The sequence below is a fragment of the Nostoc sp. JL33 genome, from assembly GCF_017114985.1.
Lineage (GTDB): Bacteria > Cyanobacteriota > Cyanobacteriia > Cyanobacteriales > Nostocaceae > Nostoc.
Genome location: NZ_JABXKP010000056.1, coordinates 1 through 21,640, shown reverse-complemented (window position 1 = coordinate 21,640; position 21,640 = coordinate 1). Strand labels below are relative to the sequence as shown.

Genomic DNA, 21,640 nt, shown 5'->3' with positions numbered 1-21,640 from the left:
TTGGATGGTTTACCCACTGCTGTTACTATATTGCACCCAACTGAGAACCGCTATATCCTTCTGCCAATTCTTAGAGGAATGACAGAACTGATCGTGACAAGTTAAACAAACTGGAAATACTGTTAAACCAATGCGATCGCACCCATATTTAGCATGATGTAACTCATCTGAGGGACGAACGAGGCAGACACAGCATAGACCTTTGACAGATTTATGTGCGATCGCACACTGTTTTTTGTATTTCTTAATATCTCCGTAACGAGCATCCCAGTTTAAAGTCCCAGATACTTCATTAGTTCTCTTAGCCCCTCGCTGTTGAGATTGTGACCTGTCAGTTCTTCCCACTTTGCTTTCACGTTTACTGATGATGGTCTTCCTACTTCGCTTACCCATTTCTTCATCTCCTCATGCCAATCTCCACTACTAGCTGTTGATTGTTGTTTAGTTGCAGATGGAGGTTGGTTAAGATTCGGTTCATCACCAAAGTTTTTACTTTTGGGATAATTATATAAATCAACTTCCACAGGGTTTTTGTCGCCCAAGCCCTTCATTTTTAGCCATGCTTTACCGCTACTGGTAGCCTCACCATTTACCCCAGCTTTAGCTAAACAATCGACTCTGGGCGAAGAATCGATAAGTTTCGAGAATCCTTGCAACTTACTGGAGATACTGGTCTGGTTATCTGAATGTGCAGTTAAACATACTGTGTAACCCCACTTTCTGATGTTGGTTAACGATTGCTTGAGGAAATCAGCCCACAAATCAGCATCTACACCGTGAACCTCATAAGTATTTGCTTCCATCAAAAATACGGCTACCTTGCCCTCCAAGCCGCTTTTATCTTTGATGTGGTCTAAATAATCATCTTCATCAATTCCTAATTTTCTACATTCTTGTTGACGGTCTGCGATCGCAACTGGAAATTCTTTAAAAAATCTGTTTATCTGGTCAACATCAGCTAATACTTGAACGCCTGACCAAATATCAGGATTAGTCTCTGGGTTAATGATGACAATGTGCCAGCCATCATCCTTGAGCAGCCGAATCATTAGCCGTTCAAGTGTAGATTTACCAGAACCTTGTTCACCACTTAAAACTCTAAATGGTAATTTTAACAGTTTATAAATCCATTGACATATAGAATCTAATTCAAGTTTGGTTGATTTAGCATCTTTTAAAGTTTTCTTATTATTACTAGTATCACCATTTAATATATTATTTTTTTCTTGTTCAGCCTTAGCTGCGGCTAATTCATCCTCAGCAATCTGTTTATTTATTCTACTATCGTTTAAATCAAATTGTTTAAGTGTAGAAGTATGAGTGCGGTCTTGAACTTCTGATTGTTTTTTTAACCTATCTTGAACAGCATCAACCGAAATCTGACCAGCATTGACACGTTGACCATCCCATTTTTGATTGATAGCAGTAGCTTTAAAATCTCTCTCGTTTCTAGCTGATATAGTCGCCAATTTATAGTAAGTTTTTAAATCTTCTAACTGTTTAAATTTTTTATCATAATCAATCTGGCATTTATTAGACCATGCTAAATATGCACTACCAGCTAGGAACGGAGCCAGCAACAGCCAAATTCCACCTGAGTTATCACCTCTAAATTCTTGAACAATAAATGACTCTTTAGATAGCGGAATAGCTGCTCTATATTGCTCACTCTCCCAAACTTCTTTTAACAACCTGCGACGATACCGACAGTATTTTAAATCTAGCCGTCCCTGTGAAACTCTTGCGTTAGGTTGATTAATGTTTGCAGTTTTAGGGCAGAACTGTACTGTTACTTGGTTAAAGCTAAATTCATTTATCTGTCCCAAATAAAATGCTGATGTCAATGAACTAATCACCCCCAATACTGTAAGAATAGGTAAAGCTTTCTTCACAACTTCACCTCTTGTTTACCCCAATACCAATAAATACTAATGCTACCAATCCAGCACCAGCAACAGCCCCTTGCATCCATTGCTCTTGCTGTTTTTTAGGTAAGGTATTAAATTCTTCAATGGCATTATTCAAGGCATGGTAAGTCACCTTAGAGTCATTTACCGCCCCTATAAAATTTCCGATAGACGACCAAACTACAAAAGCACTTGCTAATACTCCAAACAAAAATTTAAATAATTTACCCATACCATCAATTTCCCACTGTCCATCCTTTTTATTTAAATTAAAACTATCTAAACAATCACGATTTACTATTTGATTTACTACTAGTGCAATTGCGATCGCCAGATTAATTCCACCTGAGCCAAGATTCAAAACCAGCCATTTACAAAGCGAATAACTACTAATGCCCCAGAAAAATGTTTCTAATCCTCTAAGAATAGATTCATTCTTAGCAATCTTCTTGTCGGCTCTTTCCTTGTAATTATTGATTTCTTCTATCTGGTCAGATGTGAAACTGTCGTCTGTTTCTACTGGATAGTTACTTTGAGACACTGTTTCACTATCATCAAAGCCTGTGTAGGGAATTTGAGTCATAATAATTACCAAGTATTTTGCCCCCTTGCAGTGTAGGGGGCTTTTTGTCAATTAGCTGAAGAAATCACGGATACTTTGCCACATCCTACTAAGTGGATTAGTAATGTATTGCTTTCGAGGGATAAGAGTTAAATTACTCTCGCTTCCATGCTGTAGGATGTGCTGAATCTTTTTATCTTCATAGTCTTCATCAGCTTTTAACTGGGCGATATAAGGTTTATTAGATATATTCTCCATTTGCACCTTATAGTCAATTTCTTTCATTTGACTATCAACCCAGGCTTGTAATTTGATTATGTCCATTTGGTCGAGATGTCTGTCCTCTTCAGCCTCTAAAGAGATAAACAGACGCTCTTTATATTCATCTAGTAAATTATTGAACTTGGTATTTTCTAAGGTTAAATCTAAGCCAGCTTTATCAATTGCTAAGGCTCCTTTACCACCTTCTTTATAAAGCTCAGAGAGAGCTTGGTTATACTGAGTATTGCCATGAATATAATTTTTAAGATGGTCTTTGATAGTAGGTAACGTCATTTGCAAACGTTGACCTAATTTACCCATATCTGCAATTTGGGTAAGAGACTTTTCATCACCTAAAGCAGCCCTAACAATTAATTGGTTGGAAATATCAAATTTATTTCTAGTGGCACGGCTAACATCTTTACCATAACCTGTTACATGGTCTTTAATATATTTGGCTTTAACCATTAGCATTTCTCCATTGGAATAGATAAAGGACAATAATCAATCAATTTCTTCTCTCTCAGCCGTTCCTCAATTATTGAAGGTAAATGATATTGTTGGTAGGCTTGAGAAATTCCCGAAAGGGCAAAAAATAAGGATGTTAGCACGATTATTCCAAAGAAGAACCATACTAAAGCCTCATTTTTATTTGTTGGCGCAGCCTCTCCAAGAGTTGCGAAACCGAGCCAGGACAGCAATTTCTGAGTTTTTGAGGTTGTTTCTAATTGCCTCAGTATCGGTTTGAATTGCTTTTACATTATCTGCAAAGTTAGAAACTTTTTGATTTAACTGATTGGTACGTGCAGTTAGATATTCTCTGACTTCAGTGGTGCTATTTTCTAAATCATTCTCAATAGTATCGAATTTGTGAGAAATGTAACCTTTAATGGCATTGGTAACACTGCTTATAAATGATGAGTAATCGGTAAAAACATCATCAATACTATCAGCTATAGCTATTGTTTCCTCTTCGGTTAGAGTAAAACCTAATGCTGATGATTGACTACTAACTAATGCTTGCTTATCAGCACCAGAAACAACTATTTGATTATTTACTATGGGTGCGTTAGCTTCAGCTTCGCCGCTAGGCATCTCCTCAGAATCTTGACTAACTGTTGATAATTCACCTTTAGAAAAATAATTAACAGTCTGATTGAATTGCTCATCAGTCAAGTTATCAGCATCAAACCCCTGAGATTCAAAGTAATTTTTAATCTCGGATGGAGTAGGAGTATAAGATCCTCTAGTTGCCTTGCCTTTATAAAAGTGGTTGTAAACCTTTCTAGTTCCTGCTGCTAAAGTCATTTTCTTTCCTTCCTTTCGTTGATAAATTTCCAAACAACAGCACGGTAAATTACAGCAAATATCACTTCACTAGAATAGAATGCAAGTTTGTTATATTTAGAACCAGCCTGTTTAAACCATCTGTAAATAGTTGAAATATCTGGCCTAATATTTTGAGCAATTAGCAGCCTGATAAATTCTTCCCCAGTTATCAATTTGGGAATTAAATTTTTAACATTATCAACTGCTGCTAATAAAACTCTAAATTCTAGTGGTGTTAGAGAAAGTTTTGGATATCGCTTTCTAAGCAGCGCATACTCATGTAAGTTATTTGCATTAAGCTCTAAACCGGATTCTAAGAGGAATTTTTTTAGCGATCGCCATGTAGTATCCCCAATCCTGTCACCTAGAAAAGCTTCATAAACCTGCCTTAATTCCCTATCTACTGGTTTTCGCAAAGTGCATACCACTTTCTCACCTCTTGTATCAAAGATTTACAAAATTTCGCAGCAAAAATACTACTTTTTAGCACCAAACTGATTAATGTTCTACACATAAAGTTAAGTTTTCGCAGTAAAATTTTTACTCCTTAAGCTTAATAAATGCCCCTACTAATCAGAGTTTTTCTATTAACGGTAACTATTTCAAGCATTAAGTTTTGGTGCAAAAAACTTCTAATCCAATTAAAAACCCCCTAGCCAGTAGGGGGCAATGACTAAAATCAATTCTCTTGAAAAATCGCTTCACTACAGCGATCGCGCATCCTGCGGCAGGAGAAACCTGAAGACCGCGTTTTTCGCTGACTTAAAAATCTAGTGGCGGCGGTATCTCAATTCCTGCACCCCTTAAAACTTCCAAAAGCTGCACAACCCTAACTGCTAATTCTCTGGGTGTGGATTTGTTGGTGTTCCATTGGGAAACAACTCTGGGTGATGTCCCAAGTGCGATCGCTGCTTGTGCCTGACTGGGGTAACTTGCGATCGCATTAAGCACATATTCTCTTTTTTCCTGCTCTGGACTCATAATAAAGTTGCCCTCCATAGGCTGAATCTGTGGTGGGTGAGAAGTCCTCCGGTGCTGACGACACTGGAGGCGCATTTATTATGAGGATATAACAAAACTAATAAAAGATGCCATAATTCTAATAAAACATCCAACATTTATAATAAAGATGGATGAACAAGAAAACTCAATGGCTCATAAGTTCTTTCTTTCTTACTACTACGTCTCCCCGCAGGATGCAGAGAGAATAGACACGTTTAGGCAAGTCTCAGGAGATACCGAAAAGACCTTAATTACTCAATTTGTAAGAGGTGAGCTAGGACGAAACAGAGATTCTTACCTGAAGCTGGCCAGGTTTGATGCCCAAATGCGCGAAATCCCCTTCAGAGAATGGGGTGAAATCGTTGTATTACAAGGTATGGAAGCTCTACCGCCATATCGTCATGAGCTTAGAGACATTCCAGAAACCCCATTAAAAGATGTTGTCTTGCCTCCCAACACTGAGTTAATCAGGCGTGGCATTAATCACATAATGTTAGGTACGTTAAACCTAGCATTGTATAGAGTTGCAGTCCATTACGACAGAGATAATGCTATTGGCGTTACCTCAAAAATCGTTAGGAAGCATTTTGATCAAAACTGGGACAAGCTTTATTTGCCCCAGGTGAAGGCTGAAAGTTTTGAAAATTGGAAGGATTAAAAACAATGATGCAAACAGTATCTACAGAATTAACACCCTTAAAAGTTCAACAAGCTGTTGACGCGATTTTTGAGGTATTAGGCGAACCAACTGATGAATGGCAGCGTCAGGCGTTGGCAAAATATAAAAATGGTGATGCGATCGCAACTAAAGAAATTTACGCCAGTCATCTCAGGGATTATTACTGTAAATGCCTGGGCTTTCTGGTAAATGCAACAATCACCAACGGCAATCTACGTAAGCTTTTAAGTGCTGCGGCCAACGCTGCTGCTGATCACGCGCAGATGAGAACTTTAGACAGAATTAGTGATGGCAATGCGGTCGCCTTTAAATGTGACGATCTCCTGGGCAATGTAACCCAAAATATTCTAAGATTCTTGACACCCACAACTGAATATCACCAACTGGCGCTAGATTCCATAACTAATTATGGTGCTCTAAAAGAAATTGAAAGAGAAAACCCAGAGGATAATTTGGTGAAAGCTTTGTTGTATTTGTCTCGTGCAAAACCAGATTCGCTGATACTTTTCACTTTAATCGCGGAGGCTTCTGGTGCGGCGGCGTTGCACTTAAGAAACCTGGAACATCAAAAAATCACAGATGCGATCGCGGCTGCTCTTAACTAACAATTATCAAGCGAGGAAAAGGCGATGCCTACGGCGGGCTTCGCCTACGCGGGTTGAGAGTGCGATCGCCTTGATTCTTAGAGAACAGTAAGGCGATCGCACCAATACACCAACACCACCAACGGGAGGGAGTGATGGGAGCGATAGCATTGGTTACAGTAGCCCCAGATCCTGAAGAATTTTAAGTAGAGAAAGAACAACAGACACAACAGAACCTACATCCTTCAGAACTTCAAGCAATCTTCGCCAATCCCAAGAAGTTTTTCCTTTGTCAGGGTCTTCATCAAGTTCTTCAGGCTCGGTTGAGCCATAGACTAATTTAGTTAAAATGGAAGGAAGCATGATTCAATTTCCAACAGTTGGATTTTGCCAGTAATTTTTGGTTGAGTACTAGTCAACCAAAAGTAGGTTAATGACTTTTTTAATAGTCTTTGATTGACTGGTACTCAAGCAAAGACTATTAATCTGTTTAAGTTTGCTTCCTTTTAAAAAGCCATCTATTTTCTAACTTGATTTGAAGGCAGGCTTTGAGCAGTGCTAACAAGTAAAACCCGGTCATAATTTTGATCCAAAGCTCAGGTTTCCGTTCTAGAAGCCATCCACAGCGTAAGGCTTCTAGTTCTCCACACCATTCTTCTAAAAGAATTTTAGATAGCCAACCTTTTATATGGCTTTTTTGTCTAATTTCTACTGATGGCTTTGATGTTTTTAGGTCAGGCGACCTACCTAACTTTACCAACTCCATCTGCTCTCGCGCCCACTTCAGATCCCGCAGCCGCTCCTGCCACCCCTGCTCAATCTGCTCCAGTCGCTCCACGCGCCCCTGCTCAATCTGCTTCAGTTGCTCCATCCGCTCCTGCTGCTTCAGGTTCTCCATCTCCAGCCGCTCCAGATACAACCGCTCCACCCGCCCCCGTTGCCCCAGATCCACCGCCCGCCTCAGATGCCCCAGTTGCTCCTGCCGCTCCTGCTGCTCCTGCTGCTCCATCCTTATCTGTTCCAGCATCCCCAGCCGCTCCAGATACAACTGCTCCATCTGCTTAACATCTCTAGTCTGCTCCATCTCCAATCGCTCCACCCACTTCAGCATCTTCAACAACACATTCACATAAAGTATTTTTTTTACTACCTTTGTCCAAAAAATGTTTAGATACTGCATTGACTCAAGCTCCTGCCAAACCAGCTTGACCTGTCATTGAACGTATTCTTAATTGGTCACGATAGTCTTGTACTTCTCTAAGTACTGTCTGCCCTAAACCAGTTATTATGTAGTACTTACGACGCGCACCTCCTGTTCCATCCTGATCGCTTCCCCATTTCCATGAAATAAGCCCTTTTTTTTCAAGCCTATTCAAGGTGGGATACAAACTACCAAATCCAATGGATATTGGTCTACCTTGATTTAACCCATCTAAGATTCCAAGACCATACATTTTTTGAGTCCCCATGAGAGTTAAGATATCTTCCTCTAAAGCGGAAAGCCTAATTCCATCTGCTTCATCCCGAACGTTGCTCATAACTTCTCTTCCACTTGCCTATACTTTATATAGTAATAGACAAACATATAAGTGTTGTATGTCTAAAGAAATAGTTTAAAAACTTTATACTGATGCCTGCGGCAACAAGCTACGCACCTAGTCATCAATTTTTTGGGCAGTGCTAGGGCGATCGCCATTATTCTTAGAGGAAAATAACAAAAAGCCTACTCACAGCACTCATGAGCAGGCTTGAAAGTAAGATATGGCGATACCGAAGTGCGGCAAGCTACGCATCAGCACTACAAGGACAGTAAGAAAAGGCGATCGCACTGACCATCCTTTTAATTCCTATGCAGATTCCGGCAAAGTTACCGTCTTAGACGTAGGTTTTGCTTTGACTGTGGACTTAGCTGATGGTGTAGGAGCTAGATAGCAGTTGTTAATTTGGATCTGCTTCTGGCTTTGACTTTGCCATCCTTTGTAAACAATTCCCCCTCCAGCACCTAGTGACAGGATGCAGGTAGAACCGATGATGATGGTTCTCTGAGTAAGCAAAATTCCCCTTTGCACTGGCTTAGAATTGCCAAGCAAAGAGCGAAAGAATTTTAGCGGATTCATGGTTTTTGGTTCTAGTTGGACTGGCGGGGCTTATAGCGAGAAGTCCAGTAAAAGAGAAAAGCCTGAAGTCAGCAATAAACTTCTAAAACTTCGTTCTAAATACCTTAATTTTCGCCACTAAACAGCAAAACTGCCCTTATGGAGGGGGCAGTTTGCAAATGCTCGTGATAAATCAGCCCCGCCACGCATATTGTAGCGCCAAAACAGGACAAAATTTTAGAAGTTTATTGCTATTGACATAGTAACTTAATTACTAAAATCAAGTTGTATCATTGTGATACCAAAATCATACATATTTTTATGAAGCAAAAAGCGATCGCGGTTTGGGGATGCGATCGCCTACCTCTGGCTTCTTACTTCAATCCAGACTGTGCTTTACTCTTGAGCTTGTCATGCTCAAAAGTGGCAGTGATTTCAGAACCATCAGGATTTTTCCAGAGAAAAGTTGCCATTGTTGCAGAGCTGCTAACCTCGACACCTGGATTCAAGATTGACCGCACATCTGTTAATGACATCCCTATTCTTAACTGTTCATACTCTGCGCGACCAAAGGGGCGAAGTTGAACTTGGGCAGATTGTTCAAGCTGCTGAGAATGAAAAGCAGTTTGAAAACCATACGGTAAAAGACCAAGTATTAGTGCTGCTGGGATAACGATCTTTACATTTCCTTTTGCCAGTAATCGGGCAAGAGTACTATTAAACTGTGTAGGATTATTTCTAGGCATTGTAAGTTTTTTCTTAAGTAAATTTTTTGATGCTGGTTTGGTTGGCGCCAGACCAGCTTTTAACTGACCACCAGTTTGTCTGGTTGTAAATGCTAAAAAGTAGGCGGTTTGATTTTTTGCATTTTCAGCAAAAGCAAGCTAAGTTTGTGAACCTCACCACATCTGTTATTCCCACCTAATATTCCTGATGTGGATTTTTTGATGGGAGCATCAAAGCCGCTCATAAATAGAATTCCCTGCACAACTTTTGTCAGGGTTGAAGCCAGTTGGCTTTACCTAGCTGTGCTGGTATTGCAGCAAAAAGCAGGCAATCCAGTGGTGTACTGCGATCGCCTTTGAGTTTGATTTAAGTTATCGAGTCTACCAAAGGGCGGATACACGAGAATTTAAGGCGGAAAAGGTACGTAAAAAGCGATCGCAGTCATTACAACCGGATCGCCTCATAAATACTTCTTAAATAGAACCTTACTCTTCCACGTCTAAAGCTTCATCCAGCAGAAGCCGCACAATCTCGGCTTTTTTCCTGCCTGTCTTCGCGGCTAACACAGACAGCTTGCGGTGCATTAATTTTGGCAAGTCTACCGTGAGTCGAATTATAAACGTCATAACGTATTAGACTATCATAGTATTGTAGATTAAAAGTGTTAGCTTATTAAGGTATTAAATCTTAAACTGTAAGCAAATGTTGAAAGTCGCAGTATTCAACTTTAAAGGCGGGACAGGCAAAAGCACCACCACTATAAATCTAGGAGCTACCTTAGCTAGTCCCAAGCGCCAGGTGCTACTGATAGATTTAGATGGGCAAAGAACTGCTTCATTTGGTCTAGGGATGGACGGTAAAAGTCCAACCACTTTGAACTGGCTGACTGATAAGAAGTCTGTTATTCCTCTGGCAACTGAGGTAAAACATCTCTCGCTTATTCCTGGGGACATTGGGATGTTCCGCTTAACAGCTAAGGATGATTTGTTTACTCCAGCGTTGTCTAAATTAACTGGCTTTGATGTCTGTTTGATGGATTGCCCACCTAGTTTAGGGGTGGCATCTGTACAGGCAATTCTTGCAAGCGATCGCGTTCTTATACCAACTTTATGCGAACCAGCTGCCCTTAAAGGGTTGTCGGAAGCAGTTGAATTAATTCGAGGTGAGAGGGCAGACATCAAAATTGATGTGATGAGGGTGCGTTACAAGCCTCGGTTAGTTCTGACTAAGGAAGCTGATGATTTGCTGATTGAAGCCGCAACGGATCTAAACTATCGTCTTCTCCATACAACAATTCCAGAGAATATCGCTGTTGCTGAATCCATAGCACAACAAAAGCCAGTTAATGAGTACGCGCCTAAGTCCAGTGGTGCAAGGGCTTATCAGTCATTAGCTAAAGAATGTTTGAAATCGTGGAAGTAGTATCTTATTAATGGTTAATAGTATAAAGGTCTAATAGTATATGTCAAAAAGTAAAATGGGCGGTATGAAACTTAGCCAGTTTTCTGGTATCAGAGGCAATGAGACAGAAACACCTACGGACTCACCGCAGGAATCTACACCTGAAACTGTATCAGTTAAGGAATCAGCGCCTAAAAAACCAACGCCAAAGGAAAAGCCAGTTTCCATCAACATCAAAATCAGCCGCGAACAGCATGAATGGTTAAGTGATACCGCCCGTACAGTCAGAGACAACAATATAGATCCAGTCCCTCCCGGCGATCGCGTCTACCCTCAGCACCTAATTGGCGTAGCTGTCGAACTGTTGCGGAATAGTGATATCGATTGGAGCCAGATGAAGAATACAGAAGACTTGAAACAACAGCTTAAACTCTAATTAAATTATGCCTTAATACTATAAAGGTCTAATAGTATTAAGTTATTTTTAAGCGTAGACGCTGCATCGGCTTGTCATCAGACATCGCTCCTTCTAGCTTGCCCACCATAGCCTCTGCGAAAGCGCTTGCCAGATTCTTAGAGGAAATGTGAGATGTGTCTGGGGCGATCGCTTCATTAAAAGATATTCAAAAGAGTCAAGTCGCTTCGCTCCAATTAAAAATTATTAATTAAAAATTGCAATCAGTGGGGGCTTGTACCCCAAACTAATTAAAAATTATTATTATTCTTAATTTTTAATTTTTAATTTTTAATTAAAAAAAGGTCAAGTGCGTTGACGTAGCGTTGCTGTAGTAAAGTATTTCTTATTATGAGTGTTTTTACTCGTATTATAGAAGCCATGTTAAACATTGAACAATTACGAGAGAGCTTTGCCAGAGTTTACGAGGGGCCGGATAATCTACAGCATGAGTGCGACATGATAAAGGAAGCTGAACAGTTAAATATTCCGTTAGATACTTATCGCCGCTTGTATGTTTTTAAAACAGATGAACCTGTTGCCCCTTACCCTAAAACTGATAGTTGGAAAAAAATAGCATCAGTATGGACAAAATGGTTCATGTATTTACCCTTGAAGAATAAAATATTTCTTCTCCGCAAGGGAATATTTTGGCTGTTACAAAAGGGTATTTTGTTGAGTGCTGTCTTTGCTATCGGACACTATATCTGGACTATCCCAGAAAGACACAAACAAGCTCTTGAACAAAAAAAACAGGCACACTACCAAGCTTGGCTAGTTATTAATTCTGCCCAACAAAATCAAACTGCTAGTGGAGGAAGAAAGGAAGCTCTCGAAGATTTAAGGAAAGATGATATTAGTTTAGAAGGGGTAAATGCTAGTGGGTTAAGTGCTAGTAATAGAACATATTTAAGATTTATCCAACTTCAAGGTGCTAATCTCCAATATGCTAAATTGCAATATACCGACTTGACAGGCGCTAATTTCCAAAATACATATTTTTTTAAAGCTAATTTTCAAGGTTCCCGTATGCCTGGAGCCAACTTCTCTAAAGCTGATCTCACAAACGCTAACCTTACAAAAACTGATATAGGTTTATTATCTAAATATGGTAATAAAAACCTTACTAGCGCTAACTTCCAAAATGCTGATCTTCAAGATGCTAATCTTCAAGATGCGGATCTTCAAGGGGCTAATCTTCAAGATGCGGATCTCAATAGAACAGACCTTCGTGGAAGCAAAAATATAACCACAGAGCAAGTTAAATCTGCAAAAAACTGGCAGCAAGCATACTACTCTCCAGAGTTTCGTAAGCAATTAGGTTTGCCTTGAAGACATCGGAAGTTGTACAATGTGCTTTAAAATCAATACAAAAATAGTGATTGAAGGATATAAAAATGGTTAATCAACAGGATCAAACATTAGGAAGACAACTTGAACGCCACTTGGATGATATTATCAAAGACTTTAATCAGGTATTAGAAAAATATGGGTTTCCAAAAACTAGAGTAGTTAATTTTGCAGTTAAACAATTGAATTCGTTGAGTGCGCCGTCTTCACACCATAATCTTAGTACAGAGGCTTCACCAGATGCTTCAGATAATCTAGATGACAGCATCACAAAATGTGACGCCAATGGTCATTGTCAGCCCTAACTGTAGCGGCTTGTAAACAAGGTGAAGGTGTCCTTTTTCCTACAAAAGTGTTAAACAGCATAAGTTTAATTTCCCCCACTTGCCTTGGAACCAGTGCCGAGCAACGAAGTTACTCGGCATTGGCTATTAAATTTCTTTGTCTTTCCCGCTTTCATCCTCAAAGTAAGAAACAGCATCACTTGGGTTGCTTAAACGGCGATCGCTTGGCCATCGTTGAAATATTAAATCTTGTAACTCAATTTAGATGCGTGTAACGTTGTTGCTTGATTGTGACTACTGCGATCGCCTTCCCGCCTGCCTAAAATTCCTCTCCCAACGCTCATATCAAAGGGCGGCTCTGCACTGAATGATGGAACCCAGCCACAGCCTGAGATTTCCTCTAAGAAAAGTGGCAAGGGGCAAGGCAAGCGATGCCTTCGGCGGGCTGCGCCTACGCACCCCAACTACAGGCAAACAACTATATATATAGATAAAGTTCTACATCGTCAGCTGTTACGAATGCTAGAAGATTCAGGCTTTGATGGTGATTTTTCAGAATGGATTGAGCAGAAGATGAAAGAGATTGAAAGTCAGGAGGAGCGTAGTTTACCGCCGGAGGCATCGCAATGACAGGATACATTACAGATTTGTTAATTCAGATTATCTGCTCAAGTTGCCAACTTGAGCATTACTTTGAACTAAATTCTTTGCCTGGAGGCGAAGAATATTGTGAATATTGTGAAGAGTGTAGCGAAAAGTTAGCTTTAGAAACTGAGTTGTAGGTGGGCGATCGCAACAATGACAGAAAACATTACAGCCTATCCTCTCACCTGGGCGACCATCTACCCTAGAACTCCACAGCACAAACGCAAGGGGGCAAGATTTGAAGTTAGCTTTGCAGTTGCTCGTGATCAACTGCTTCACGAACTGGAATTATTAGATGCATTCGCTGTGGTTATTTCCAGCAACGTACAGCTACGGCGGGATGGTCTACCTTATGCAAATTTTAAGGAACCAGACGATTCGGGCGTTGCGGTCTACTTCCGAATCAAAAACAAGAACTACGTGTTGTGCTGCGACAAGTGGCTCAAGGTAAAAGATAATCTTCGAGCTATAGGCTTGCACATTGCAGCTATGCGCGGAATGGAAAGGTGGGGAGTAGGCTCGGTAGAGCAGGCATTTATGGGTTATCAAGCATTGCCACCACAGCGAGAGAAAAAATGGTGGGATCTGCTTGGTGTTAGTCCCCGCGCTTCTGATGAAGAGGTTAAGGAAGCATATAGAAAGCTGGCACGACAACATCATCCAGATAACGGCGGTTCTGCTGATCAGATGGCTGGAATTAACGCTGCTTATGAACAGGCAAAAAAGGAGTCTGGTTACAAGGTGCAACTATGATTAGTAAACCGTAATTACCGCAGCATTGATTTTATTAACTTGTCTGGTCAAACTTCACAATACAACCCGTAATCCTACCGTACACTCCGGCAGACTGTACACCAGATAATAGAGTAAAAAACTGGCATACAACCCGCTCCTTATGGCAGACACTCAACCAGATACCCTCCCGATTGATGGCGAATCTTCTCAAAAAGAAGAAAATTTTTCTAAAATTTCCATATTAGATTTGCAAAAAAAATATGGGATTGAGCGTGACAGCTTCTATGCTCGGACACGATACCTTCGGATTACAACCTGGAAGGAAGGCGGCAAGGCTTACCTAGATGCCGGACAGTTAGCCCACATGGACGGGTTACACGACCACATCAAATCTACCAGACGTATGGAAGGCTACCCAGTGCCGGAACCATCTGGCCCGATTGATGAACAGCAATCAGACAATACAACAGCTTCGATTACTGTTCAACAATCCCAGCAGCTAGAAACTAGCTCGACCAAACCCGACTACACCGCAGGACAACGCCAGCATCAAAGTTCTGAGATGGAAGCGATCGCTGCCCTTGTCCGTTCAGCACAAGGCAAAGCTACAGGTTTCATCATTGCTGAAAATATGCTGACTAATCAATATATTCAAAATCCCGATTCGCTACCAGAAGAGTTAAGGGAAAAAATCAAAGAATCAGCGCAGGTTCCAGAAATTGACCCTTTCGCATACGCCAACGTCTTAACCAGTTTCGCAAGAAACTATGGGGCAGCGGCCTAAGATTCTTAGGGATGGTGGTAACTGGAGCAATTATCGCTATTAATGGGCTAAGTCCCCTATCACTGGTGGCATTGGGTATGGGCGGAGTATTAGCGATGTCTGGCGACAAGCTGCTCCGCATCTACGCCTCCAGTATCGTCCCTAGATTTACTCCAAAAGTTTCCTCTAAGAATGAGGCAGTGCCAACAATAGAAGAGGTAACGCCTGGAGAATTCAAAATTTACCGACAAGCCGAACTCAACCGCACCATAGCTTCGCTTAAAGCCAATGGTGCAATTCTCATTGCTGGTGAGGATGGTAGTGGTAAATCTGTACTAGCGATCGCAGTAGTAGAAAAGCTCCAAGCCGATGGGTTTATGGTCGCGTTCGTCGAACCGACTACACCCAAGCAGATGCTCTTAGAAATTGCCCACCAGTTCGATATTCCAATTGAAAATCTAGAGGGTAAAGCACTTACTGTTGACAAGTTGAAAAGAGCGATCGCAGGATTCTTAGAGGAAAATACAGCATTTCTAATACTTGATGATGCTCACGCCTGCGATGCCAAATTTAGGATGTGGTTAAAACAGTTAAGGAAAAATCACGCTCCTATGTTGCTTCTGGCTACAGACCCCCCGCGCAGTGATATCTTCATCAACATTCCCCGAATTGAACTCAAACCCCTGCCAGAGTATGCGATTCGGGAAATTATGATACAGGCTGCTGCTGAAAGAGCGATCGCACTTAAACCCTCTGAATTATCCAAGCTCCAAGAACGCGCCGGGGGAAATCCGATGTTAGCAGCCCGTGCAGTGGACGAAGAATATTTGGGGTTAGATGTCGAGGGCGCTGATCACAGAAGGTATTTCGACATCACACCCTTGATACTCCTGGCGGGAATTGCCTTTGTAGTAATGCGATTTATCGGACTTGGGACTAATGACCAAGCACTATATATATTTGGAGGTATTGCGGCTGCTGTCTTCCTGGGAATTTCTCGCTTACTCTACAACCTGCCACCCGAAGACAGGAGGATAAGGTAATGCTGGGAATATCTCACTTACTAATTAGTGGTACGGCTACCAGTTTGTTACTTGGAACTGCTAACCCTGCTGTGATTGCGATGGGTGCGATCGCAGGCTTGCTTCCAGATATTGACATCTCCACCTCACCCGCCGGGCGTGTCCTACCCTGGATAAGCTCATTTTTTGAGAGCAGAATGCCTCATCGTAGCTGTACTCATAGCTTGGTTGCGAGTGGTGCGATCGCAATTGCAGGTTACACCGCAGCGCTGTTTAACCCCAGTTTCCTAAACCTCGCTCACGCCTTGAGTGTGGGCTATTTCTTTGGATGGTTTGCAGATATTTTTACTCGCGGCGGTGTAGAAATGTTCTGGCCTTCCCCGGTGCGGTGCGTCTGCCCTGGAAACAGGAATTTAAGGTTAAGAACTGGCAGTAATGCAGAGTATTTCATCCTTATATTGCTGATTGCGATCGCACTCGGCACTTTCAGCATCAATAATTCAGGTGGGATTTTAACCCAGTTCAACCGATTAATCGCGTCACCATCAGGTGTACAGCATATTTTTAATGAGTCGGGGTCAACTCATTTAATCAAAGCCAATATCAAAGGGGTTCGGACGGGCGATCGCTCTAAAGTTAATGGGCAATATCTAATTATCCAGGTGCAGGGAACTGGCTTTTTAGTCCAAAGTGACGACGGCAAGATTTACAAGGCATCCACCGATCCTGATTCCCAGATTTTCTTAGAGGAAATCACGGCTGATGTAGGTCGCCCAGCCATCACCAATATTGAGGCGCTGACTTTGGAGGATGAACCGATAGGACAAGCGATCGCACAGTTTAACCGCACTGGAGCGATGGTATTTATCTCCGGTCAGTTAACAGTAGACGGGTTAGAAACCGCAGGTTTACCACGCGACCCGTACCAATTTGCCAGCATCAAGGCGACTGATAGCAGCATTACTCTAGAAGCTGCACCCCTTGCAATTGTTCAAAGTAAGCTGGGTGAAGAATTTGCCACAGGTCAACTTCAAGTGAGGGTAATTAATAGCGCCAGTCAATAACTCCCCACTCCCCACTCCCCTATCTCCCATATCTCCCCTATCTCCCCATGCCCAATGCCCAATGCCCAATGCCCAATGTCTAAAGCCTAACTCCTAACTCATAACTCATAAAAAGTGAAACCATTACCAGCAGCTACTTTAAAGCCTAATCAATCCTCTAAGAAGACAAATTTAGCCGATACATCTGGTATTTTGCTGGGTGATAATATCTACTGGAATCCTGCCAAACTTCGGAATGGTCACGCTGTTATTTTAGGCACTTCTGGAAGTGGAAAGACCCAAACTTTGAAAGCGATCGCTCACGAACTCCCATCATTATTTCCTGATATCAAAATAGTTATCGCAGATTTTCATGGAGATTTGGGGCTACCTTCGGAAGTTTGCTATGCACTTAATGCTGAGTCGCCTTATGGGTTAAATCCTTTGGTAATTGACTTAGATCCCAAAGGTGGTGGCCCAGATTTACAAGCGATCGCTGTCTCTTCTATCCTGAGAAAGTCCCTAAAAATGGGCGAAAATCAGCAAGGCTTAACGTTAAATGCTTTTATAAGTTGCTATGAAAATAGGGGTATTTTTCAAAAAGAGCAGTCAACTTGGATTAAAGAACCTCCTACTTTTGCTGATTTAGAAGCTGAACTTCAAAGTCGTTTAGAAGATGGTTGCAAGGACTCAGAGAAGTTACTGTTAAAACTAGCCGCTACTCTCAAATATGGAATTTTCAGCAAGTCTCAACCATCAATCAACTTTCCACTTGTAAGGTTTGACTTATCGGCATTATCCAAAGTGCCTGGATTAAGTGCGATCGCCGCAGAAACTCTATTAAAACAGCTTCTTGATAGTCATAAACTCATGGGAGAAATTGAGGGTAGAATTCCTCGCTCCTACGCCATGCTGGACGAAGTAAAAGAGGTAAAATCCTCTAATACTCTTGAAAGAATTACAGGCGAAGGGCGTAAATTTGGTTTAGGGGTAATCGTCGCTAGTCAAATGGATTCAGACATTTCTAATACTGTCCTGGCCAATTCATCAACGAAAGTGGTGCTAGCAATAGATCAGGTAGAAGCTGCTAAAGTCGCTCGAAGATTTAGATTTGGACTTGGACTACTTGCTAACCTTCAGCCATTGGAGGCATTGATTAGAATGGATAATGATGGATTTCATACTAAAATAAAACCATATTATGAACGTATCTGTTGATAAAAATAATTTAATTACATATTCTTTTGTAGGAATGGCAGCGCTAGGGCTTTTCGCTTTCAATCAGAATTCGATCTCTAGTGCAATGCCTACAGCAAGCAAGGCTAGCGCTACTACTAAATCAACCACTGTTATAGAAGCCGAGACTCAGAATAATTCAGTAGATGATTCCGCTATTTCAATTCTTCAGCAAAACCGTCCTCTAAGAATTTCTTTGTCAGTCGATAACCCGTCATTTCTTAAGGTAAAAGTTGGACAGCAAATCAAGCAAGGCGATGTAATTAGTGATAATAGTTTGGAGCGATCGCGCCTAGACAAACAAAAAACATCTGTCAAACTCCAAATTGACAACCTCAAGGGTAAAGCTATTCCTAAGCCTTTTGAGCCAAGATTAACGGTAGGAGTAAAACGATTACCACCAGCTATTTTCTCAGAGGAAGAGGCAGCGATCGCACAGTCTCAAATGAAGCGATCGCAGTCTCAATCAGTGCTGGAAGCGCGATCGCAGTTACTACAAACTGACAACCCAGAACGACGCGCTGAAGCTGAAAACGCTGAAGCAGGACTGCAAATTGCATCTCAAAAGGTGGCAGAACAGGAGCAGATGATTGGCTCTATGCGCGATATGAAACTGTCATCTGAGATATTGCAACATGAGGAAGCTGAACTTAAAAAGGTGCGAAGTCAGATGGATCAAGCAAACTCCACACTTGACCAGAGCAAAGCCAAACTTAACGCTTCGGCGATAGTCCAACAACAAGAACTACAACAACTACAGATAAATGTACGGTTGGCAGACTCAGAGTTAAACGTGTCAGAATCCCGTTATACTGCTGCTCAAAATCGGCGGCGACTTTTAGAATATGATGCCAGCTTAGAAGAATCGCGCCGTGAACAGCAAAGGAATCAGACTTTGCAAGAACATTCGCGGCAACAGCAAGATTATGCCCAATCTGTGAGAGATAGGGATTATCAACTAGCACAGCTGAATATATCGCTTTCAAATATTGAAGATAAACTCGCACAAATCCCGATGCTGCGATCGCCCCGGAACGGTTACGTTAGACGCATTAAACCGTGGGTAGGAGTAAATGGGCGTTACACAACAACTATTACTATTAGCGCTGATAATGTTTCCTCTAAGAATGGAGGGAGCGATCGCCCTGCCAACATTAACACCACCAATCCAAATCCCAGTACCAGCCGCACCACCCGTTAAAACTCAGGCAACTCCGACAACTCCGACAACTCCGAGAACTCCGACAACTTCGCCACCAGCCACAGAAAATACACCAGACGACACCACGCAGGACGAGAAGCCCCAAGAGAATTTATCACCAGAGGAGGCACAGCAAGCTGATCAGGATTCAGATTCAAAGTTACCAAAAACTGAGCAGAATCCTTTTACCAAGCCCAGCATCGATGTCATCCTTGAAAGGGAAATGAATGATGATATGTGGCGGCTGCTTAAGGGCGGACTTCCCTGTTTAGAAACATCGTCAGTTTGCTTGCAGCAGTTGCAAGATAAAGCGATCGCACAGTCCCCACTTCTCAAAGAAATTGATACCCGAATTGCTGAGGCTAATTCTCACATTAATGAGGCGAAAGCAGGGAATAAAAAATCTATTCAGTTGGCAATACTCACCCCAGGATTACAATACTTATTAGGCCCAACTCCAGTAGCAGGGCAACCACAACCAGCCGGAACAGGATTAATCGACAATATCCTGGGAATATTTAGTGGTAAAACCAGTTTAATTAATGGGTTGTTGAGTGTAATCGGTGTGCCATTTTTTCAGGGAACTCAAGGGGGCAATGCTGACGCGCAGCGCAATGCGATCGCTATCTCTGATATTCAAGTTAAAGTCGCAGAATTACAGCGCAGCCGCGCACAACTCGCCGACACAATTCGGGATAAAACAGCCGAATCACTCATCAGTTTTGATGAGGCGAGAACCGATTTTCAAACTTCCCAGGTTGTGGGTTCTAGAGCAATTGATCAGTTCAAAGTTTTTGAGCTGCGTTACGTTCGTGGTAATAGCGATACGGAAACTTATTTAACCAGACAGAATACTTTAGATAATCAAAAAGCCCAAACTTATAGAGCTTGGGCTAAGATGAGGCGTAGTTTATTTACAATTAAGTTGCTTGTGCTTAGTGTCAAAGACGCTGAGATTTAGCGCAAAGTGCGGTCTTCTCCCTTGGCGTTAGCCTCTCCCTTTGGGAGAAGGAGAGAAGACCGCACTTTGCGAGAGAATTATTTACATGGACCAATTGAAGGTATGTAAACAAAATTGGGAAAGCCGGAATAACCAGGATAATTATCAACATTTTCCCAATTTCCATTATCTTTTTTATATTGCACTACAACACTTGCTGGATCGCCTTCATAGGTAGCGTTATAGTTGAAGTTGTCAAATTGTACCCATCCTCCAGAATCGGAAGTGGCGTATCTATCGTTCCTTCCATGTTCAGAAGCTACAGCTAAAAGCTCTTTATTGGGTGGCAACCCAATAGCTACAAGTGTTCCAGCATACTTGCACATTCTACCTGATACTGGCGTTGGTTTTGGAGTAACACAATTTGGCGGTGTGCCTGTAGTACCTGTAGGGCAAGTTGCCGGAGGCTCCACTGGTGGAGGTGGAGGGGGCGGAGGGGGTGCTACACAATTTGGTGGTGTGCCTGTAGTACCTGTAGGGCAAGTTGGGGGCGGAGGAGTCACACAATCAGGCGGAGTACCTGTAGTACCTGTAGGGCAAGTTGCACTACTTCCACCACCACCAGGATTTGGATTACTTGGTGGAGGACTCCAAGAAGTTCCGCCACCACCACTAATACTTGCTATTCGAGTGTTAGATGAAAAGGATATAGGATTTTGCGATCGCCATGTAACCGCACTAACAGCAGCTACTAAAACCGGGGCAGGATAAGCTACAAACAATTTACCCTTTCTGCAAGCTATACCCCCACCTGATTGCAATCCTGAAAGCACAAAAGCTTGATTTTCAATAATAATCGCACCAGGACGCGGTTCACCCAATTTAAAAGATAAGAATCCGCAGATATTAGCTCTAATATTTCTGGTAGGCGCTGAGGTTAAAAGCCTGATAGTTTGAGCGCTAGATGGTGATAACCCAGAAATATAAGTAGTTCCCTTGTCATCATTCCAAATTTCTCTCTCAGCTTTAATTGTCCCGTCGCACTTTGCAGTTTCCTTAATCGGAATATTTGTATTCGTAAAGCCATAAGTTAAGTTTAATTTCTCATCTTTGATTTCAATGCGATCGCTCTGTTTAATCGTCCCGCTTGCAGCTATTCGCAGAATCCCGCAACTATTAGAATTAGCTGCTTTAATTATTGGCATTCCTCCTAAATCAATAGTATATTTTGTATTGGCTTGTAAGCCTTTTATGTGAAAATATCCATCAGTCCCCAAATACCCCTGCATTTGAGCTAGAGCAGAAGTTGGAGTTAGAGCAATTAAGGTAAGAATAAATAATAGTTTTTTTAGCACTTTTCCTCTTAGAGGGTGTTTATAAATAAAAAATAAAGAGCACCATAGTAATTCCCCCAGGACAG

The 21,640-nt window shown here is 41.7% G+C and carries 29 protein-coding genes; 16 read left to right on the top strand and 13 right to left on the bottom strand.

Going from position 1 to position 21,640, the window contains the following annotated elements; translation table 11 throughout:
- Nucleotides 1-272 precede the first annotated feature (272 nt).
- From HWQ23_RS15845 to HWQ23_RS15820, 6 genes are all read right to left on the bottom strand, one after another.
- Complete coding sequence (locus HWQ23_RS15845) at nucleotides 273-1,892, bottom strand: ATP-binding protein (protein WP_292829790.1); 1,620 nt, start codon at nucleotides 1,890-1,892, stop codon at nucleotides 273-275.
- A gap of 4 nt (nucleotides 1,893-1,896) precedes the next feature.
- On the bottom strand, nucleotides 1,897-2,490 hold the full coding sequence (locus HWQ23_RS15840; protein WP_292829788.1) for a hypothetical protein: 594 nt from the start codon (nucleotides 2,488-2,490) through the stop codon (nucleotides 1,897-1,899).
- A gap of 51 nt (nucleotides 2,491-2,541) precedes the next feature.
- Nucleotides 2,542-3,198: a hypothetical protein gene (locus tag HWQ23_RS15835; RefSeq protein WP_292829786.1), complete on the bottom strand. Its 657-nt coding sequence runs from the start codon at nucleotides 3,196-3,198 to the stop codon at nucleotides 2,542-2,544.
- Nucleotides 3,199-3,378: 180 nt separating this feature from the next.
- A complete protein-coding gene (locus HWQ23_RS15830) occupies nucleotides 3,379-4,038 on the bottom strand; it encodes a hypothetical protein (RefSeq protein WP_292829784.1) in 660 nt (219 codons plus the stop codon).
- A complete protein-coding gene (locus HWQ23_RS15825) occupies nucleotides 4,035-4,487 on the bottom strand; it encodes a hypothetical protein (RefSeq protein WP_292829782.1) in 453 nt (150 codons plus the stop codon). Before HWQ23_RS15825 ends, HWQ23_RS15830 begins: the two co-directional genes overlap by 4 nt.
- A 334-nt stretch (nucleotides 4,488-4,821) precedes the next feature.
- Nucleotides 4,822-5,040, bottom strand: a complete 219-nt coding sequence (locus tag HWQ23_RS15820; RefSeq protein WP_292829780.1) for a helix-turn-helix domain-containing protein — start codon at nucleotides 5,038-5,040, stop codon at nucleotides 4,822-4,824.
- A 148-nt stretch (nucleotides 5,041-5,188) separates the two neighbouring features.
- Between HWQ23_RS15820 and HWQ23_RS15815 the strand changes: the two genes are divergently transcribed.
- Together HWQ23_RS15815 and HWQ23_RS15810 are read left to right on the top strand one after the other, a co-directional pair.
- Nucleotides 5,189-5,719: a transposase gene (locus HWQ23_RS15815; RefSeq protein ID WP_292829778.1), complete on the top strand. Its 531-nt coding sequence runs from the start codon at nucleotides 5,189-5,191 to the stop codon at nucleotides 5,717-5,719.
- Between the two features lie 5 nt (nucleotides 5,720-5,724).
- On the top strand, nucleotides 5,725-6,345 hold the full coding sequence (locus HWQ23_RS15810; protein ID WP_292829776.1) for a hypothetical protein: 621 nt from the start codon (nucleotides 5,725-5,727) through the stop codon (nucleotides 6,343-6,345).
- Between the two features lie 6 nt (nucleotides 6,346-6,351).
- On the opposite strand, the gene HWQ23_RS15805 is transcribed toward HWQ23_RS15810, so the two are convergent.
- The 4 genes from HWQ23_RS15805 to HWQ23_RS15790 all read right to left on the bottom strand — a co-directional run bounded on the left by HWQ23_RS15805 (nucleotide 6,352) and on the right by HWQ23_RS15790 (nucleotide 7,862).
- On the bottom strand, nucleotides 6,352-6,495 hold the full coding sequence (locus HWQ23_RS15805) for a hypothetical protein (protein ID WP_292829774.1): 144 nt from the start codon (nucleotides 6,493-6,495) through the stop codon (nucleotides 6,352-6,354).
- Between the two features lie 3 nt (nucleotides 6,496-6,498).
- Entirely contained in the window at nucleotides 6,499-6,687 is a 189-nt protein-coding gene (locus HWQ23_RS15800) for a hypothetical protein (protein ID WP_292829772.1), read from the bottom strand.
- Between the two features lie 127 nt (nucleotides 6,688-6,814).
- The gene (locus HWQ23_RS15795) at nucleotides 6,815-7,504 is read right to left on the bottom strand and encodes a hypothetical protein (RefSeq protein WP_292829770.1); all 690 of its coding nucleotides are present in this window, start codon (nucleotides 7,502-7,504) and stop codon (nucleotides 6,815-6,817) included.
- Nucleotides 7,505-7,508: 4 nt separating this feature from the next.
- Nucleotides 7,509-7,862, bottom strand: coding sequence for a PadR family transcriptional regulator (locus HWQ23_RS15790; protein ID WP_292829768.1), 354 nt, complete (start codon nucleotides 7,860-7,862; stop codon nucleotides 7,509-7,511).
- A 223-nt stretch (nucleotides 7,863-8,085) separates the two neighbouring features.
- Here HWQ23_RS15790 and HWQ23_RS15785 point away from each other — a divergent pair, with 223 nt between their 5' ends.
- Nucleotides 8,086-8,256 carry a hypothetical protein gene (locus tag HWQ23_RS15785; RefSeq protein ID WP_292829766.1) on the top strand — a complete coding sequence of 57 codons (171 nt, stop codon included), beginning with the start codon at nucleotides 8,086-8,088 and terminating at the stop codon, nucleotides 8,254-8,256.
- A gap of 538 nt (nucleotides 8,257-8,794) precedes the next feature.
- Here HWQ23_RS15785 and HWQ23_RS15780 read toward each other — a convergent pair.
- Nucleotides 8,795-9,166 (bottom strand): hypothetical protein, encoded by a 372-nt coding sequence (locus HWQ23_RS15780; RefSeq protein WP_292829764.1) that lies wholly within the window; start codon nucleotides 9,164-9,166, stop codon nucleotides 8,795-8,797.
- Nucleotides 9,167-9,367: 201 nt separating this feature from the next.
- On the opposite strand from HWQ23_RS15780, the gene HWQ23_RS15775 reads away from it, so the two are divergent.
- Entirely contained in the window at nucleotides 9,368-9,505 is a 138-nt protein-coding gene (locus HWQ23_RS15775; protein WP_292829762.1) for a hypothetical protein, read from the top strand.
- 126 nt (nucleotides 9,506-9,631) lie between these two features.
- Here the strand turns inward: HWQ23_RS15775 and HWQ23_RS15770 are convergent, their stop codons facing one another.
- Nucleotides 9,632-9,772 carry a hypothetical protein gene (locus HWQ23_RS15770; protein ID WP_292829760.1) on the bottom strand — a complete coding sequence of 47 codons (141 nt, stop codon included), beginning with the start codon at nucleotides 9,770-9,772 and terminating at the stop codon, nucleotides 9,632-9,634.
- A gap of 76 nt (nucleotides 9,773-9,848) precedes the next feature.
- Between HWQ23_RS15770 and HWQ23_RS15765 the strand changes: the two genes are divergently transcribed.
- The 12 genes from HWQ23_RS15765 to HWQ23_RS15710 all read left to right on the top strand — a co-directional run bounded on the left by HWQ23_RS15765 (nucleotide 9,849) and on the right by HWQ23_RS15710 (nucleotide 20,241).
- Entirely contained in the window at nucleotides 9,849-10,568 is a 720-nt protein-coding gene (locus tag HWQ23_RS15765; protein ID WP_292829758.1) for a ParA family protein, read from the top strand.
- Between the two features lie 40 nt (nucleotides 10,569-10,608).
- Nucleotides 10,609-10,983, top strand: a complete 375-nt coding sequence (locus tag HWQ23_RS15760; protein ID WP_292829756.1) for a hypothetical protein — start codon at nucleotides 10,609-10,611, stop codon at nucleotides 10,981-10,983.
- Nucleotides 10,984-11,352: 369 nt separating this feature from the next.
- A complete protein-coding gene (locus tag HWQ23_RS15755; protein ID WP_292829754.1) occupies nucleotides 11,353-12,333 on the top strand; it encodes a pentapeptide repeat-containing protein in 981 nt (326 codons plus the stop codon).
- 65 nt (nucleotides 12,334-12,398) lie between these two features.
- Nucleotides 12,399-12,656 (top strand): hypothetical protein, encoded by a 258-nt coding sequence (locus tag HWQ23_RS15750; protein ID WP_292829752.1) that lies wholly within the window; start codon nucleotides 12,399-12,401, stop codon nucleotides 12,654-12,656.
- A 605-nt stretch (nucleotides 12,657-13,261) separates the two neighbouring features.
- Nucleotides 13,262-13,417: a hypothetical protein gene (locus HWQ23_RS15745; RefSeq protein ID WP_292829750.1), complete on the top strand. Its 156-nt coding sequence runs from the start codon at nucleotides 13,262-13,264 to the stop codon at nucleotides 13,415-13,417.
- A 16-nt stretch (nucleotides 13,418-13,433) separates the two neighbouring features.
- The gene (locus HWQ23_RS15740; RefSeq protein ID WP_292829748.1) at nucleotides 13,434-14,033 is read left to right on the top strand and encodes a J domain-containing protein; all 600 of its coding nucleotides are present in this window, start codon (nucleotides 13,434-13,436) and stop codon (nucleotides 14,031-14,033) included.
- A gap of 142 nt (nucleotides 14,034-14,175) precedes the next feature.
- On the top strand, nucleotides 14,176-14,799 hold the full coding sequence (locus HWQ23_RS15735) for a hypothetical protein (RefSeq protein ID WP_292829746.1): 624 nt from the start codon (nucleotides 14,176-14,178) through the stop codon (nucleotides 14,797-14,799).
- Between the two features lie 11 nt (nucleotides 14,800-14,810).
- Nucleotides 14,811-15,821: an AAA family ATPase gene (locus HWQ23_RS15730; RefSeq protein ID WP_292829744.1), complete on the top strand. Its 1,011-nt coding sequence runs from the start codon at nucleotides 14,811-14,813 to the stop codon at nucleotides 15,819-15,821.
- Nucleotides 15,821-16,864: a metal-dependent hydrolase gene (locus tag HWQ23_RS15725; protein WP_292829742.1), complete on the top strand. Its 1,044-nt coding sequence runs from the start codon at nucleotides 15,821-15,823 to the stop codon at nucleotides 16,862-16,864. The genes HWQ23_RS15730 and HWQ23_RS15725 overlap by 1 nt, the downstream gene beginning before the upstream one ends.
- A gap of 114 nt (nucleotides 16,865-16,978) precedes the next feature.
- A complete protein-coding gene (locus HWQ23_RS15720; RefSeq protein WP_292829740.1) occupies nucleotides 16,979-18,061 on the top strand; it encodes an ATP-binding protein in 1,083 nt (360 codons plus the stop codon).
- An 85-nt stretch (nucleotides 18,062-18,146) separates the two neighbouring features.
- The gene (locus HWQ23_RS15715) at nucleotides 18,147-19,280 is read left to right on the top strand and encodes an HlyD family secretion protein (protein ID WP_292829738.1); all 1,134 of its coding nucleotides are present in this window, start codon (nucleotides 18,147-18,149) and stop codon (nucleotides 19,278-19,280) included.
- Nucleotides 19,192-20,241, top strand: a complete 1,050-nt coding sequence (locus HWQ23_RS15710) for a TolC family protein (protein WP_292829736.1) — start codon at nucleotides 19,192-19,194, stop codon at nucleotides 20,239-20,241. The genes HWQ23_RS15715 and HWQ23_RS15710 overlap by 89 nt, the downstream gene beginning before the upstream one ends.
- A 77-nt stretch (nucleotides 20,242-20,318) precedes the next feature.
- On the opposite strand, the gene HWQ23_RS15705 is transcribed toward HWQ23_RS15710, so the two are convergent.
- Nucleotides 20,319-21,575, bottom strand: coding sequence for a hypothetical protein (locus HWQ23_RS15705; RefSeq protein WP_292829734.1), 1,257 nt, complete (start codon nucleotides 21,573-21,575; stop codon nucleotides 20,319-20,321).
- Between the last annotated feature and the right edge of the window lie 65 nt (nucleotides 21,576-21,640).

Coding starts and splice junctions, on each gene's coding strand:
- HWQ23_RS15840 (WP_292829788.1), bottom strand. CDS start 2,490: ATGACTCAAATTCCCTACACAGGCTTTGATGATAGTGAAACAGTGTCT.
- HWQ23_RS15835 (WP_292829786.1), bottom strand. CDS start 3,198: ATGGTTAAAGCCAAATATATTAAAGACCATGTAACAGGTTATGGTAAA.
- HWQ23_RS15830 (WP_292829784.1), bottom strand. CDS start 4,038: ATGACTTTAGCAGCAGGAACTAGAAAGGTTTACAACCACTTTTATAAA.
- HWQ23_RS15820 (WP_292829780.1), bottom strand. CDS start 5,040: ATGAGTCCAGAGCAGGAAAAAAGAGAATATGTGCTTAATGCGATCGCA.
- HWQ23_RS15815 (WP_292829778.1), top strand. CDS start 5,189: ATGGATGAACAAGAAAACTCAATGGCTCATAAGTTCTTTCTTTCTTAC.
- HWQ23_RS15810 (WP_292829776.1), top strand. CDS start 5,725: ATGATGCAAACAGTATCTACAGAATTAACACCCTTAAAAGTTCAACAA.
- HWQ23_RS15805 (WP_292829774.1), bottom strand. CDS start 6,495: ATGCTATCGCTCCCATCACTCCCTCCCGTTGGTGGTGTTGGTGTATTG.
- HWQ23_RS15800 (WP_292829772.1), bottom strand. CDS start 6,687: ATGCTTCCTTCCATTTTAACTAAATTAGTCTATGGCTCAACCGAGCCT.
- HWQ23_RS15795 (WP_292829770.1), bottom strand. CDS start 7,504: ATGCAGTATCTAAACATTTTTTGGACAAAGGTAGTAAAAAAAATACTT.
- HWQ23_RS15790 (WP_292829768.1), bottom strand. CDS start 7,862: ATGAGCAACGTTCGGGATGAAGCAGATGGAATTAGGCTTTCCGCTTTA.
- HWQ23_RS15785 (WP_292829766.1), top strand. CDS start 8,086: ATGGCGATACCGAAGTGCGGCAAGCTACGCATCAGCACTACAAGGACA.
- HWQ23_RS15780 (WP_292829764.1), bottom strand. CDS start 9,166: ATGCCTAGAAATAATCCTACACAGTTTAATAGTACTCTTGCCCGATTA.
- HWQ23_RS15775 (WP_292829762.1), top strand. CDS start 9,368: ATGGGAGCATCAAAGCCGCTCATAAATAGAATTCCCTGCACAACTTTT.
- HWQ23_RS15770 (WP_292829760.1), bottom strand. CDS start 9,772: ATGACGTTTATAATTCGACTCACGGTAGACTTGCCAAAATTAATGCAC.
- HWQ23_RS15765 (WP_292829758.1), top strand. CDS start 9,849: ATGTTGAAAGTCGCAGTATTCAACTTTAAAGGCGGGACAGGCAAAAGC.
- HWQ23_RS15760 (WP_292829756.1), top strand. CDS start 10,609: ATGTCAAAAAGTAAAATGGGCGGTATGAAACTTAGCCAGTTTTCTGGT.
- HWQ23_RS15755 (WP_292829754.1), top strand. CDS start 11,353: ATGAGTGTTTTTACTCGTATTATAGAAGCCATGTTAAACATTGAACAA.
- HWQ23_RS15750 (WP_292829752.1), top strand. CDS start 12,399: ATGGTTAATCAACAGGATCAAACATTAGGAAGACAACTTGAACGCCAC.
- HWQ23_RS15745 (WP_292829750.1), top strand. CDS start 13,262: ATGACAGGATACATTACAGATTTGTTAATTCAGATTATCTGCTCAAGT.
- HWQ23_RS15740 (WP_292829748.1), top strand. CDS start 13,434: ATGACAGAAAACATTACAGCCTATCCTCTCACCTGGGCGACCATCTAC.
- HWQ23_RS15735 (WP_292829746.1), top strand. CDS start 14,176: ATGGCAGACACTCAACCAGATACCCTCCCGATTGATGGCGAATCTTCT.
- HWQ23_RS15730 (WP_292829744.1), top strand. CDS start 14,811: ATGGTGGTAACTGGAGCAATTATCGCTATTAATGGGCTAAGTCCCCTA.
- HWQ23_RS15725 (WP_292829742.1), top strand. CDS start 15,821: ATGCTGGGAATATCTCACTTACTAATTAGTGGTACGGCTACCAGTTTG.
- HWQ23_RS15715 (WP_292829738.1), top strand. CDS start 18,147: ATGCCTACAGCAAGCAAGGCTAGCGCTACTACTAAATCAACCACTGTT.
- HWQ23_RS15710 (WP_292829736.1), top strand. CDS start 19,192: ATGTTTCCTCTAAGAATGGAGGGAGCGATCGCCCTGCCAACATTAACA.